This window comes from Collimonas sp., from assembly GCF_035566555.1.
In the GTDB taxonomy this organism is placed as follows: Bacteria; Pseudomonadota; Gammaproteobacteria; order Burkholderiales; family Burkholderiaceae_D; genus Collimonas.
The window spans coordinates 1-13,938 of the sequence record NZ_DATMRB010000085.1; the positions used below are offsets into that span (position 1 = coordinate 1).

Consider the following 13,938-nt stretch of genomic DNA (forward strand, 5'->3'; position numbering starts at 1 on the left):
AGCCGTTGACCGGATCGATCCAGACCCAGGTATTGCGCTGGATGCTGAAAGCGCGCGGCAGCAGCTCGTCGGTGACCTGTTCCTTGAGGTCTTTCAGCTGCTTGCGGCCGGGCGCGTAGCCTTGCTGTTCCTCGATCTCAGCGGCGCGCGCCTTGGTCACTTGATTGACCACGGTGGCCGGCAGCAGTTTTTTCTCCGTACCGAGCAGTATCATCATCTGGCGGTTCACGCTGTGCACCAGCATGCCGTTCTCGCGCGGCGACAGCCAGCCCTGGCTTTGCAATTCCAGGCTGCTGCACTTGGCGAAGGCTTGCGGCGCCAGGAAGGCTTCCAGCTGTTCGGCCGAAATGGCCCATGGTGCGGGGATACGGAAGATCTGAAGATTTTTAAACCACATGGCGTTCCAATAAAATAAAGCAATCGCAGACACGGCTGCCGCCTCATGGGCAGCAATGACGCAGTGTCGTAGCGATCAATGGGTTAAACGGGAAGTTTCAAGCTGCAGTTGCCGGCAAGGCCCGCGGCCCCACCCTGCAAAGTCGGATTGACTGGGTATCAGATACCCATATTGGTCAGCGTATCGGCGATTTCGCGCAATACCGGTTCCAGATGCGGATGTTTCACCGCCAGCCGCGCCGAAATGCCCTGGGCGCGTTCCACCAGCTCCGAGCGGATGCCGCTTGCCGGCGTCGCGGCCGGCGCTGTGTCCGAGGATTTCAGCAGCTGCTGGATGTCGGTATCCAGCGTTTGCAGCAAAGTCTTCAATTCGTTGTCGACCCCGCCGTTGCTTTCGAGCGTGCTGCGCAGTTTTTCCAGCGATGTCTTGATGTTGTCTATGCTCATGGTTTACTCCAGAATGGTTTTCGCTGTGGCGCTTATCATCTCATGCCGCTCTCGGCTTCTGCAACAAAGCCTTCAAATTGGCCAGACGGTTCTGCGGGGTGATCTGTTCCGTCTCGGTCGGCAGGGCGTCGCCCTCGTCCAGCTTCATTTCCTTGACGAAGCGGGATATCTCGCAAACGATGGATTCGCCGGCGCGCTTGCGCTTCTTGCACCAGCTGACATGCAGGCTGCGCTGGGCGCGCGTGATGCCGACATACATCAGCCGCCGTTCTTCTTCGATGCGGGCGGCGATGGTTTCCGGCGGCGCATCGGGATCGCCCTTGTGCGGCAGGATGCCCTCCTCGACGCCGATCAGGAACACATGCGGATATTCTAGTCCCTTGGAGGCGTGCAGGGTCGACATGCGCACCGCATCCGGTTCTTCGTCGCGCCCTTCCAGCATCGACATCAGGGCCACCATCTGCGTCAGTTCCAGCAGATTGCGCTCGTCGCCGGCGCCGTCCTTGCCGCCGGTGCCCTTTTCTTTCAGCCAGTTGGTGAAATCCAGCACATTCTGCCACTTGCCCTGGGCTGCGCGGTCGTCGAAGCTGTCGTACAGATAATGCTCGTAATTGATTTCCTTCATCATGTCGTCCAGCACCGCGGCCGCATTCTCGCCGCTGCCGGCCGGGCCGACCCGGCTGGCGCGGGCTTCCAGCTGGTTGATGAAATGGCAGAATTCGCGCAGCGGATAGAGCTGGCGGTCGGTCAGCTTGGCTTCGATGCCGCCCTTGAAGACCGCCTCGAACAGCGAACACTGCCACTGGCCGGCCACCGTGCCCAGCACTTCCAGCGTGGCCTGGCCGACGCCGCGCTTGGGCGTAGTGATGGCGCGGATGAAAGCCGGATCGTCGTCTTCGTTGGCGATCAGGCGCAGGTAACTGATGATGTCCTTGATTTCGGCGCGGTCGAAAAAGCTCTGGCCGCCCGACATCGTGTACGGGATGCGTTCGCGCCGCAGGGCTTTTTCAAAGGTCCGCGCCTGGTGGTTGCCGCGGTACAGGATGGCGTAATCGGAAAACTTGGCGCGCCGTTCGAAACGGTGCGCCGACAGCATGATCGCTACCTGCTCCGCTTCTTTTTCATCATCCTCCATGCCCATCACCTTGATCGGATCGCCTAGGCCGTGTTCCGACCACAGCTTTTTGTCGAACAGCTTGGGATTGTTGCCGATCACCGCGTTGGCGGCTTGCAGGATGCGCGTGGAAGAGCGGTAATTCTGTTCCAGCTTGATTACTTTCAGGTCAGGAAAATCGACCTGCAGGGTTTTCAGGTTTTCAATGGTGGCGCCGCGCCAGGCGTAGATCGCCTGGTCGTCGTCGCCCACGGTGGTAAACATGGGCTTCTTGCCAAGCCCGGTCACCAGCAGCTTGACCAGTTCGTACTGGCAGGTATTGGTATCCTGATATTCATCGACCAGCAGATAGCGCAGACGGCGCTGCCATTTATCGCGCACTTCCTCATTGCTGCGGAACAGCTCCACCGGCAGGCGGATCAGGTCGTCGAAATCGACCGCCTGGTAGGCTGCCAGGGTGGCCACGTAGCTGCGGTAAATGCGCGCGTGCTGCGCTTCATCTTCGGTGACGGCCTGATTGATGGCTTGCTCGGGATCGACCAGGCCGTTCTTCCACAGCGAGATGGCGGTCTGGATGCGGCGCACCAGCTGCTTGTCGGTGGTGATCGCCAGATCCTGCACGATGGAAAAGCAATCGTCGCTGTCCATGATCGAAAAGCGGTCTTTCAAGCCGACGCCGCGCGCTTCCTGGCGCAGGATCTTGACTCCCAGCGAGTGAAAGGTGCTGACCGTGATGTGCTTGGCTTGTTTCGGATCCTTCAGCAGCTTGGCGATGCGTTCCTGCATTTCGGTGGCTGCCTTGTTGGTGAAGGTCAGCGCCGCGATATGCTTGGGGTCGTAGCCGCAATCCTCGATCAGGTGCTGAATCTTCTGCGTGATCACGCGCGTCTTGCCCGAACCGGCGCCGGCCAGCACCAGGCAGGGGCCGTCGAGATACTTGACGGCTTCCCGCTGGGGGGTATTCAGACCGAAATTGGGAGTAGACGACATAAGTGACAAGACAGCGGCAGGCCGGAAGGAGCAAAGCGCTGTATTTTAACAGCGCCGGCGGCGCGCCAGACCGCGCATGAGTTTCTGTGCCGAATATGGGACAATCCGTCATCAACCATTTGCCGGACCTGCCATGAAATTCAGTCATCTGATCGAAATCAACGATCCCCTCAACCCGCTGATCGACTCCCTGACCCGCGAGCAGCTATGGCGCGGGCTGGTGATGCGGGCCGAGCAGCCGCTGTTGTTCGTTGAACATCTGGACGACTGCCGTCTGTCGGACAAGTCGGTGCAGTCAGTCACGCGTGAATTGCGCTACGGCAAGGTTGTCGTCAAGGACGTGGTCAGCTACCTGCCGCTGCTGCAGGTGCGCTACCAGGTGCCGAAACAGCAAGATATCGCCGGCTCCAGCCTGATCATGACGATTGAAGAGCCGGAACAGGAAATGCTGTTCGTGCGTTTCGAATACGAAGACGACGCCGTCCAGCGGCAGCCGGCGGCGCAGGCCGAGCAAGAGTTTTACGACGAATTCCGCCGTTCCGCCTATCAGGAAGCCGACATCGACACCATCCGCGTGATCCGCGAGCTGGCGGCCGATGGCAAGCTGGGGTAACAATCGGCGCTGCCCCGCTCCTTGCTTCCGCTGCCGTCAGCGGAAATTATTCTCCACCGCGAACTTGATCAGTTCCGCCTGCCCTTCGATCTCCAGCTTGCGCTTGATGTTCAGGCGGTGCGTTTCCACCGTGCGCACGCTTAAATCCAGTTCGCGGGCGATCTGCTTGTTGGACGCGCCGTTGGCGATGTGCTGCAGCACCTGCCGTTCGCGCGCTGTCAGCAGCTGGCCGGGCGTCATCGGCCGCGCCAGCTTCTGCGCCAGCGCCGCGCTGTAGTACATGCCGCCGGAAATCACGGTTTCTATGGCATGCACGATATCCTTGCCGGGCGCATCCTTCAACACATAGCCGCGGGCGCCGGCCTGCACCGACTGCATCAGGTATTCGGTCTTGTCGTGCATGCTCAGGATCAGCACCGCGATCTCCGGGAAACTGGCGTGAAAGCGCGCGGTCAGGTCGATGCCGTTGCTGCTGCCACGCAGGTTGATATCCATCAGGATCAGGTCGATAGGCTGTTCTTCGGCGCGCTGCAAGGCTTCTTCGGCGCTGCCCGCCTCGGCCACGATGACGAAGCCCGGCACCGCTTCCAGGCGCGCGCGCAAGCCGTCGCGCACCAACGGATGGTCGTCGACCAGCATGATTCGGGTAGTTGTTTCAGACATGGTCATACATAAGAGGTGTGGGGAATGGTGGCCAGCACGCGGGTGCCGGCCGCTGAAGAACTGATGCTGAGATGGCCGCCGACTGCTTCCAGCCGCTCGACCATATTGCGCAAGCCGATACCGCGCTTGGGGTTGCTGTCGATCTGGCCGACATCGAAACCGACGCCATTGTCATGCACGGCGAGTGCAACGGCCTGGCCGTCGCCCTGCAGCAGCACTTCGATCTGCGTCGCCTGCGAGTGGCGGGCGATATTGGTCAAGGCTTCCTGGGCGATACGGAACAGCACCGTATTGGCGACCGCCGGCAAGCCGTCGCTGTTGCCGCTGTGCTTGAAGGCGATCGGGATGCCGGCGTGTTCCAGCCATTCCTGGGTCAGGTGCTGAAGCGCCGCCGCCAGGCCGAGATCGTCCAGGATCGCCGGCCGCAAATCGTGGGAAATGCGGCGCACCTCGCCCAGCACGTCGTTGAGCTGGCCGGCGGTGCGCTCGAAATTGCTGCGCGCGGCGGCGGCCTGCTGCGGACCGCGGTCGAGCTTGGCGATGCCGGCTTCGATCTGCAGCTTGATCGAGACCAGCCACTGGCTGATGCCGTCATGCAGGTCGCGCGACAGCCGCGCGCGCTCCTCTTCCTGCGAACGCACGACACGCTGCGCCAGCACTTTCAGCTTGGCGTCGGCCACCCGATGCTCACTGATGTTCAACACCAGCCCGGAGGCCCCCACCACCAGCGCGCTCAGCGTCGCGATGGCGGCGATCCACCACATGGTGTTGCGGATATTGCCGGAGACCTGGGTGTCGATCTTGCTGAGCGCGGCGTCGACATCGTCCATATAGATGCCGGTGCCCAGCATCCAACCCCAGTTCGGCAGCGCCACCACATAGCCGAGCTTGCTGGCGACATGGTGGCTGGACGGCTTTTCCCACTGGTAGCGCTCAAAGCCGCCGCCGCTGCGGGCCCGTTCTATCAGATGCTGGATGGTGAGGTTGCCGTCGGCGTCTTTCATGTCCCACAGGTCGCGCCCCACCAGTTCCGGCTGGCGCGGATGCATCAGGCTCTTGCCTTGCATGTCGTAGATAAAGAAATAACCGTCGTCGCCATAAGACAGCTTGGAGAGGATGGCCATGGCCTCGTCCATCGTCGCCTGGTCCTTGCGGCCGGAATCGTACAGATGGGCGATCGACCAGGTGGCCAGTTCCACGTAGTGCTTGAGCTCGGCTTCCTTGCTGGCCAGGTAGGCGGCCTGGATGGTGGCGCGCTGCTGCTGGCCGAGCGCAATCGCCTGGTGCCGCACCGCCAGCGCGATCGCGCAGAGCGCCAGGATCAGCGGCACGATGGCGAGGAAGATGATTTTTTGCCGTAATTTCATGGCGCTACTTTAACCGGAATCGTCGCCGGTTCCATAAAAACGTCTGCTGCAAACGCGCTGTCTTCAACGCGGTGTACGTAGTATTACGTAAATACGTTGCGTAGTTCCTCGCTTGTACCGATTCTGCATATGCCAAATACTTTGCCCGCAGCCTGAACGCTGCGGTGGTGCGCTTTGCCGCCAAATAAAAACAAATTTCAACAATATTCATTCCCGCCTGGGAGGAGAACAATGAATCGTCTATCTTCAAAGATGGGCTGGCTTGCGCTGGCCCTGCTCGGTGCATTCGCGTTTGGCTACATCGGCCTGCAGCGCGGCGAATCCATCAGCGCCATCTGGATCGTGATCGCCGCTGTCTGCGTCTATCTGATCGCCTACCGTTTCTACAGCCTCTACATTTCCGACAAGGTGCTGGGCCTGGACGCCACCCGCATGACGCCCGCCTACAAGTATAACGACGGACTGGACTATGTGCCGACCAACAAGAACGTCTTGTTCGGCCACCACTTTGCGGCGATTGCCGGCGCCGGTCCGCTGGTCGGCCCGGTGCTGGCGGCGCAGATGGGCTACCTGCCCGGCATGCTGTGGATACTGGCCGGGGTGGTGTTTGCCGGCGCCGTGCAGGATCTGATGGTGCTGTTCATTTCCACCCGGCGCGACGGCCGTTCGCTCGGCGACCTGATCAAATCGGAACTGGGTACGGTGCCTGGCGTGATCGCCCTGTTCGGCACCTTCATGATCATGGTGATCATCCTGGCGGTGCTGGCGCTGATCGTGGTCAAGGCGCTGGCGGAGTCGCCCTGGGGCACGTTTACCGTGGCGGTGACGATCCCGATCGCCTTGTTCATGGGCGTCTATACCCGTTATATCCGGCCGGGCCGCATCGGCGAGATTTCCCTGATCGGCTTTGTGCTGCTGATGCTGGCCATCGTCGGCGGCCAGTATGTGCAGGAACATCCGGTGCTGGGCGCCATGTTCACCTTCACCGGCAAGGAACTGACCTGGATGCTGATCGGCTACGGCTTCATCGCCTCGGTGCTGCCGGTCTGGCTGCTGCTGGCGCCGCGCGACTATCTCTCCACTTTCCTGAAGATCGGCACCATCGTCGGACTGGCGCTGGGCATCGTGTTTGTCGCGCCGGAACTGAAGATGCCGGCCTTCACGCAATTCATGGACGGTTCCGGCCCGGTCTGGTCGGGCAGCCTGTTCCCCTTCCTGTTCATCACCATCGCCTGCGGCGCGGTTTCCGGCTTCCACGCGCTGATCGCTTCCGGCACTACGCCCAAGCTGCTGGAAAACGAACGCCATGCGCGTTTCATCGGCTACGGCGCGATGCTGATGGAATCGTTCGTCGCCATCATGGCGCTGATCGCAGCTTCCTGCATTGAACCAGGCGTCTACTTTGCGATGAACAGCCCGGCCGCGCTGATCGGCACCACCGTCGATACGGCGGCGCATGCGGTCTCGCAATGGGGTTTTTACGTGACGCCGGAAATGCTGGCCCAGGTAGCCAAGGATGTCGGCGAGCACAGCATCATTTCGCGCGCCGGCGGCGCGCCGACGCTGGCGGTCGGCATGGCCCACATCTTGTCCAGCATCGGCGGCGGCAAGGTCATGATGGCGTTCTGGTACCACTTTGCGATCCTGTTCGAAGCCTTGTTCATCCTTACCGCGGTGGATGCTGGCACGCGCGCGGGCCGTTTCATGCTGCAGGACCTGCTCGGCACTTTCGTGCCCTCCATGCGCAAGATCGACTCGCTGCCGGCCAGCCTGATCGCCACCGCCTTGTGCGTGGCCGGCTGGGGTTACTTCCTGTACCAGGGCGTGGTCGATCCGCTCGGCGGCATCAATACCCTGTGGCCTTTGTTCGGCATTTCCAACCAGATGCTGGCAGGGATCGCGCTGATCCTGGCGACTTGCGTGCTGTTCAAGATGAAGCGCGACCGCTTCGCCTGGGTCACCATCGTGCCGACCGTCTGGATCCTGATCTGCACCTTGACTGCCGGCTGGCAAAAGATCTTCGACGCCAATCCGCGCGTCGGCTTCCTGACGCATGCCAGCAAGTACCAGGCCGCGCTGGCGGACGGAAAATTGCTGGCGCCGGCCAAGTCGGTGGCGCAAATGCAGCAGATTATCTTTAACGATTATCTGGATGCCGGGCTGGCGGCATTCTTCATCCTGGTGCTGTTGAGCATTCTCGGCTTCGGCATCAAGACCGTGCTGGCGGCGCGCGCCGCCAGCAAGCCGAGCACCAGCGAAACGCCGTTTGAAGCGCTGCCGGCCAGCGCCTTGCCCTCCACCTGAATGTCAATCTGAAAGGCCGGCCATGCTGGAAGAACTGTCGAAAGCCGGACGTTACCTCGGTCAGACCATGCGCCTGATGGTGGGTTTGCCCGAATACGGCACCTACGTGACGCACATGGAGAACACCCATCCGGGCGAACCGATGATGAGCTATGAAGAGTTCTTCAAGGAACGCCAGGAAGCGCGTTACGGCGGCAACGGCCGGGTTGGCCGCTGCTGCTAATTTCGTGTAGGGTGGGCACGCGTGCCCACGCGTGACCTATACGCATCTACGGTCACGCGTGGGCAGCAACGCTGCCCACCCTACGTCTTCAATTCAATTGACCGTTATAGGCGCCCGGCGCCGGCTGTGGGCTGTAGTAAAGGTTGACGATGCGCAGCAGGCGGCCGAGGAACATGCCGTTGAACACGCCGTAGAGCGTACAGACAACGACTGTAAATGTAGTGTCTTGCGCCAGCGCCGGATGCATGGACAGCGTCACGCCGACCGTATATTTGGTCAGGAAAATCCCCATCATCAGCATCAATGGCAGCCAGCTGCCGCGCTGGAACACGACGCCGCGTTCCGGATAGACCGTCACGCGTTCTTTTCTGAACAGGCGCCAGTTAAGTGTCGCAGCAATGGCCGCCGCCAGCAGCCAGCACAGCATGGGCAACGGCAGGATGCCGAACACGGTGGACACGCCCTGCCAGGACAGCGCCAGCATCACCAGTGGAATGATGGCCAGTTTCCTGAGCGTCAGCTCGCGGTCGACGCTGGCGAGGACGCCGCGATAGACCAGGAATGCCAGCAGCGCCCAGACCCAGAGTGGTGTGTGTGAAATGATTTGTGCAAACATGAGGTTCTCCCGTTGAGTGATCTGCGGCGATTATCTGGTCGCCGCAGCGGCGGGAGAAGCGGAAAGCGACGAAATGCAGGAATACGTCGCGAATCGACTGCCAGGGAGGATGGCGTGCGGCGGCTTGGCCCCTGCCCCGGCGCTGTTAGCGGACTTCCGCCGAGTACTGGAAGCGCTCCGCCGGCACAAAGGAAGTGCGCCATTCGACCGGTTCGCCGGCATGATCCAGCATCAGCCGCTCGACGCAGATCGCCACGGTCTTGGTTTTCAGCTTGAACACGGAAGCATTGGCGCGGTTCAGCGGTTGCGCCGTCAGGTCATCGATGGCGCGCGAAACCAGCACATCGCATTCGCTCTCATAGACGGGATACAGGGATGGCGGCGAATTGCTTTTCAGATATTTCTGCAGCTTCCTGAAGCGCGCCAGCGGCAGCCAGATATGTTCTGACAATACGATTTCATCATCCAGGGACCGGGTGCGGTGCAGGTACAGCGCCTTGTCGCGCGGCTTGAGCTTGAGTTTTTCCGCCACCGCGGCGGGAGGGATAGCGCTTGTCATCGAACGGATCTCGGCGCTCGGCAGCTGATTTTTGACTTTGCCATGTTGCCGCACGAAACGCAGCATCGACGAGCGTTCGGCAGCGCGCGCGACGAATGTTCCGCGTCCCCGCACCCGATCGACGACGCCGTCGGTGACCAGCGCATCCAGCACCTTGCGCATGGTGCCGACTGCAATTTCATATTCGGCGGCCAGCTTGTCTTCGGACGGTAGCGCCTCATCGGCGGCCCAGCTACGCAAAGCGATCCTTTGCAGCAAATCGTCACGGACTTGCAGATAACGCGGCAGGCGCGGATCGGAGCTATTTTCTGGCGGGAGAGGCGTAATTTTTTTCGAGAGAGGCGCGTTTTTTTTGGAGAGAGACGCGTTTTTTTTCAGGAGAGGCGTGTTTTTTTGCGAGAGAGACGCATTTTTTTTCGGCAGAGACGCGTTTTTTGCATTTTTTTTGATCAGCATTTACAACATTTCAAACTTGGAACGGGTCCGCAATTTACCAAGTTCCAGTCATTTTTACAATACATATGTGAATCTCTACTTCTATACAGAACCAGAGATTCACATATCGGTTCAGCCCTGGTTCAGGACGACGCGCGCCGGGCGCGTCTTGCGTTCGGCCAGCCACAGCAATACGATCGCCACCATCGAGTAAATCCAGTAGTCGACCGGCACCCCGCCCAGCCAGTGTTTGTGCCACGGTACGTCCAGCGGATTGAAGCGGGCCAGTCCGTAAGCCGGATTGAGCACGAACCAGAGCCAGTCTTCGCTGATCCAGAACACCATGATGGAAGCCATGATGCGGCACTCGCCGCGCCAGTCCCAGCTGCCGTTGAACCAGATCGGATAGTGGAACATCAGGGCGATGAACGGGAAGATCCAGGCGTGATAGCCGGTCATGGCGCGGCCGCCCCAGAAGATGTCGAGCAGCCAGTGATGCTCGATGCGCCAGGTCGGCAGGTTGGCGGCCCAGCCGGCCGCGCCCTCGATCTGGATCTCGACATTGGCGAAAAAGAAGGCGGTCAGCACCGCCCAGAACAGCATGCCGAACAGGCGGCGGAAAGGTGTGGAAGCAGTCATGGCGAGAGCGCGGTAAATTGAGAATCGAGTGTGCTGAGCACGGTTTGCAGCACCGCGCGCGCGGCGCGCGGACGGCCCAGCTCCAGGCTGCGCTGGCGCAGGCGCTGCAGTAGTTGCGGTTGCTGCAGCAGTTGCTGGACGCGGTATTCGAGCGCGGTGAGGTCGATCGCCTTCAGCGCCGCGCCTTGCTCCAGAAGGTAGTCGGCATTGCGTTCCTCCTGCCCCGGAATCGGCGAATGGATGATCATCGGCACTCCCATCGCCAGGCATTCCGAGGTGGTCAGGCCGCCTGGCTTGGTGATCGCCAGATCGGCGCAGGCCATCAGCTCATCGACCTGGCTGGTGAAGCCGAACGGGAACAGCCGGCCCGGATGCGCGGCCGCCAGCTGCTGCAGGTCGCTCAGCATGGCGGCGTTCTTGCCGGCCAGCGCAACCAGCTGGAAATCGTCCGTCAGCGCCAGCAGCCGTTGCACGGTCTTGTCGAGATCGCCGATGCCGGCGCCGCCTGACATCATGAGGATGATCTTGCGCCGCGGATCTAGCCCGAACTGATGGGCGCAGGATTCGCGCTCCAGGGTCCGGCCGAAGCCGGGCATGATCGGGATGCCGGTGACGTGCACCGCATCGGCCGCCAGTCCGCGCGTCCGCATGCGATAAGCGATTTCCTCGGTGGCGGCGAAGTAGCCCTGCATCAGCGGCTGCAGCCACATGCTGTGCAGGTCGAAATCGGTGACCTGCACCCACACCGGACAGACCACGCGCTGCTTGCCGATTTCGCGCGCCAGCAGTTCGGCCGGCAGGAAATGAGTGCAGATGATGGCGTCCGGCGCGGCCGCCTGTATCGCTTTACGCAAGGGACGGGTGCTGATGCGCTCGATCGCGCGCCGCAGTTTTTGCGTCGGCGAACTGCTGAGCGCCTTGTCGCTCTTCTGGTAGACATAGCCCCACAGCGCCGGATGGCGGTTCACCAGATGCAGATAGAAATCGGTATACACGGCGCGGAAGCCGGCCGGGACGAAATCCATGGCATCCAGGTGGATCGCTTCGGTGCCCGGGAATTCGGCGGCGGCATAGGCCTTGAGCGCTTCGGCGGCGCGCATGTGGCCGGCGCCGGCGGAAACGCTTAACAGCAATAGTTTGCGGGGGCGCGGAGGTTTGGCGGCGCCCCGGTAGGGCGCATGGTCTGGCTTATGAATGATAGGCTCCGGCGATGTGATTTATTGCCGGTAAAGCAAAAGTGACTACTTTCAAGCATACTCCTTGCAATCTGTATTTGACGGGGTCGCCGAGACGGGGCCACCGGCGTGGCCGATGTCGTTGATGATAGGGATAAATCAACGCTGAGTAAAATGACATTTATGACAAACCATCCCTGCCTGCACCTGTTCCGGAAAGACGTACCATGCCTACCTCCCGCAAGCCGCTAGACGGCTTGGCCATGAGCCTGATGTTAATTCTTTGTATGTGCTGGGGGCTGCAGCAAGTGGCGATCAAGGTGGCGGCGCCGAGCATCTCGCCGATCCTGCAGAACGGCCTGCGTTCCGCCGTCGCCGCGGTGCTGGTGAGCGGCCTGATGTGGTGGCGCGGCAGTAAATTTTCACTGACTGACGGCAGCTTCTGGCCGGGACTGGCGACCGGCCTGCTGTTTGCCGGCGAATTCCTGTGCGTTTCCATCGGCTTGAACTACACCACCGCTTCGCACATGTCGGTCTTCGTGTACACCGCGCCGATTTTCACCGTGCTGGGTTTGCACTGGCTGGTGCCGGGCGAGCGTTTCGGCCTGACCCAGTGGCTGGGCGTGATCGCCGCGTTTGCCGGCATCGCGGTAGCGTTCGTCGGCGGCTTTGAAGCCGGCGCCGGTTTCAGCCGCACCCTGATCGGCGACGCGCTGGGCGTGCTGGCCGCGATCTTCTGGGCCGCCACCACCATCATGATCAAGCGCAGCGTCCTCAGCAACGCCTCGCCCAGCATGACCCTGTGGTACCAGCTGGCGGTGGCGGCGCTGTCGCTGCCGCTGGTCGCGCTGGTGTCCGGCCAGACCGGACTGGCGCCGCTGACCGGCATCATGTGGGTCAGCCTGGCGTTCCAGTCGCTGGTGGTCGCCTTCGGCAGCTTCCTCGCATGGTTCTGGCTGCTGCGCCGCTACCTGGCGTCGCGGCTGACCGTATTTTCATTTTTGACGCCGCTGTTCGGCGTCAGTTTCGGCGTGCTGCTGCTGGACGATCCGATCGGCTTGCCGTTCGTGTTCGGCGCGGTGCTGGTGCTGAGCGGCATCGTGCTGGTGAACTGGCAGCGTAATTGAAGTTTGATAAAAATCAGGGAGAAGAAATGGTCACTTGCTATCTGCGCTACATCATCGACGCCGGCAAGCTCAAGGAATTTGAGCACTACGGAAAATTGTGGATCCCGCTGGTGGAAAAATTCGGTGGCTCCCACCACGGCTATTTTCTGCCATCGGAGGGCGCCAGCAACGTCGCCCTGGCCTTGTTCACCTTCCCCAGCCTGGCCGACTATGAGCAGTACCGCATCAAGATGGCGGAGGACGCGGACTGCCAGGCGGCTTTCAAATATGCGGAGCAAACCAAGTGCATCCTGAGTTACGAAAGAAGCTTCTTTCGGCCGGTATTCGACTAGGGATTTTAAGCCAAAGCCCTATGTACAGCCGGGCCTGTTATGAGGTTAACTGGTTCGTTGGCGGCGATTTTCGGAAACCGAGGCTCGTTTCCAGTGTGGCGTGGATATGTGTTGTTTTTTGCAACTAGACAGACAGTTCCGCGCTATATTCACGCATATGTTTGGTATTATCTCGACCTCAACTATTCCCGTACGACAATATTTATCGGTAACGACAGGATCACGGCATGAGTAACCTACTTCAAAGCCTGCAAAGCCTTATCAACGGCCGCCAGAACAAGCGTATCCTGCGCCTCTCCTTCCCGCACGACGACGGTCCGCAAGCGCAGCTGCTGGTCAACAAGCTCGATGCCGTCGAAAGCCTGTCGCGCGATTTTGACTACACCGTGGAATTATTGTCGGATGACGCCGAGCTGGCGCTGAAGGATTTGCAAGGCAAGCTGTTCTGCGTGGAACTGGTGAGAGCCGACGGCAGCCTGCGCTACTTCACCGGCTACTGCTTCGAATTCCGCCTGCTCCGCACCGACGGCAATATCGTCTTCTATCAAGCCAAGCTGGGGCCTTGGACCCAATACCTGCGCCTGCGCAAAGATAACTACATCTTCCACGGCAAGACCCTGCGCGAACAGATCGACAGCATCTGCGCCGATTACGGCACCTTGCCGGACTGGGACTATCGCGTCAGCGGCGCCGATCCGGTCATGACGGACGCCATCCAGTTCGACGAGAGCGACCATAACTATGTCCATCGCCGGCTGGAAGCGGCTGGTCTGCTGTACTACTACGAACACACCGACAAGGGCCATAAACTCATCATCACCGATGACTCCACCCAGGCTGCCCCCATCGACGGCGGCGCAGAGATCCGTTTCCAGCGCCATGGCGGCGCGTTTGAAGAAGACGGCATTGGCGAGTTCTCCCCGGTGCGCCAGATCGTC

At 60.8% G+C, this 13,938-nt stretch carries 15 protein-coding genes; 6 read left to right on the forward strand and 9 right to left on the reverse strand.

Annotation, left to right across the window (positions count from 1 at the left end; all coding sequences use genetic code 11):
* From rdgC to VNZ65_RS10585, 3 genes are all read right to left on the reverse strand, one after another.
* On the reverse strand, window positions 1–397 hold a 397-nt coding region (gene rdgC / locus VNZ65_RS10575), incomplete at its 3' end, for a recombination-associated protein RdgC (RefSeq protein ID WP_325668721.1).
* A 158-nt stretch (window positions 398–555) separates the two neighbouring features.
* Window positions 556–843, reverse strand: a complete 288-nt coding sequence (locus VNZ65_RS10580) for a DUF4404 family protein (protein WP_325668723.1) — start codon at window positions 841–843, stop codon at window positions 556–558.
* A gap of 40 nt (window positions 844–883) precedes the next feature.
* Window positions 884–2,947, reverse strand: a complete 2,064-nt coding sequence (locus tag VNZ65_RS10585; RefSeq protein WP_325668725.1) for a UvrD-helicase domain-containing protein — start codon at window positions 2,945–2,947, stop codon at window positions 884–886.
* Window positions 2,948–3,080: 133 nt separating this feature from the next.
* Between VNZ65_RS10585 and VNZ65_RS10590 the strand changes: the two genes are divergently transcribed.
* Complete coding sequence (locus tag VNZ65_RS10590; protein WP_325668727.1) at window positions 3,081–3,560, forward strand: SRPBCC family protein; 480 nt, start codon at window positions 3,081–3,083, stop codon at window positions 3,558–3,560.
* Window positions 3,561–3,596: 36 nt separating this feature from the next.
* Here the strand turns inward: VNZ65_RS10590 and VNZ65_RS10595 are convergent, their stop codons facing one another.
* Together VNZ65_RS10595 and VNZ65_RS10600 are read right to left on the reverse strand one after the other, a co-directional pair.
* Window positions 3,597–4,223, reverse strand: coding sequence for a response regulator transcription factor (locus tag VNZ65_RS10595; protein ID WP_325668729.1), 627 nt, complete (start codon window positions 4,221–4,223; stop codon window positions 3,597–3,599).
* 2 nt (window positions 4,224–4,225) lie between these two features.
* Window positions 4,226–5,590, reverse strand: coding sequence for a cache domain-containing protein (locus tag VNZ65_RS10600; RefSeq protein ID WP_325668731.1), 1,365 nt, complete (start codon window positions 5,588–5,590; stop codon window positions 4,226–4,228).
* Between the two features lie 231 nt (window positions 5,591–5,821).
* Between VNZ65_RS10600 and VNZ65_RS10605 the strand changes: the two genes are divergently transcribed.
* On the forward strand, window positions 5,822–7,894 hold the full coding sequence (locus tag VNZ65_RS10605; protein ID WP_325668733.1) for a carbon starvation CstA family protein: 2,073 nt from the start codon (window positions 5,822–5,824) through the stop codon (window positions 7,892–7,894).
* A 22-nt stretch (window positions 7,895–7,916) separates the two neighbouring features.
* Window positions 7,917–8,117, forward strand: coding sequence for a YbdD/YjiX family protein (locus VNZ65_RS10610; RefSeq protein ID WP_041742732.1), 201 nt, complete (start codon window positions 7,917–7,919; stop codon window positions 8,115–8,117).
* 88 nt (window positions 8,118–8,205) lie between these two features.
* Here the strand turns inward: VNZ65_RS10610 and VNZ65_RS10615 are convergent, their stop codons facing one another.
* The 4 genes from VNZ65_RS10615 to VNZ65_RS10630 form a co-directional block, all read right to left on the reverse strand.
* Window positions 8,206–8,733 carry a DUF6622 family protein gene (locus tag VNZ65_RS10615; protein WP_325668735.1) on the reverse strand — a complete coding sequence of 176 codons (528 nt, stop codon included), beginning with the start codon at window positions 8,731–8,733 and terminating at the stop codon, window positions 8,206–8,208.
* Window positions 8,734–8,878: 145 nt separating this feature from the next.
* A complete protein-coding gene (locus VNZ65_RS10620; protein WP_325668737.1) occupies window positions 8,879–9,748 on the reverse strand; it encodes a GntR family transcriptional regulator in 870 nt (289 codons plus the stop codon).
* A gap of 111 nt (window positions 9,749–9,859) precedes the next feature.
* Window positions 9,860–10,366 carry a hypothetical protein gene (locus VNZ65_RS10625; protein ID WP_325668739.1) on the reverse strand — a complete coding sequence of 169 codons (507 nt, stop codon included), beginning with the start codon at window positions 10,364–10,366 and terminating at the stop codon, window positions 9,860–9,862.
* A complete protein-coding gene (locus VNZ65_RS10630; RefSeq protein WP_325668747.1) occupies window positions 10,363–11,466 on the reverse strand; it encodes an MGDG synthase family glycosyltransferase in 1,104 nt (367 codons plus the stop codon). Before VNZ65_RS10630 ends, VNZ65_RS10625 begins: the two co-directional genes overlap by 4 nt.
* A gap of 302 nt (window positions 11,467–11,768) precedes the next feature.
* Here VNZ65_RS10630 and VNZ65_RS10635 point away from each other — a divergent pair, with 302 nt between their 5' ends.
* The 3 genes from VNZ65_RS10635 to VNZ65_RS10645 form a co-directional block, all read left to right on the forward strand.
* Window positions 11,769–12,668 (forward strand): DMT family transporter, encoded by a 900-nt coding sequence (locus VNZ65_RS10635; RefSeq protein WP_325668741.1) that lies wholly within the window; start codon window positions 11,769–11,771, stop codon window positions 12,666–12,668.
* A gap of 26 nt (window positions 12,669–12,694) precedes the next feature.
* A complete protein-coding gene (locus VNZ65_RS10640) occupies window positions 12,695–13,000 on the forward strand; it encodes an NIPSNAP family protein (RefSeq protein ID WP_325668743.1) in 306 nt (101 codons plus the stop codon).
* A 227-nt stretch (window positions 13,001–13,227) separates the two neighbouring features.
* The coding region (locus VNZ65_RS10645) for a type VI secretion system Vgr family protein (RefSeq protein WP_325668745.1) at window positions 13,228–13,938 on the forward strand (711 nt) is incomplete at its 3' end.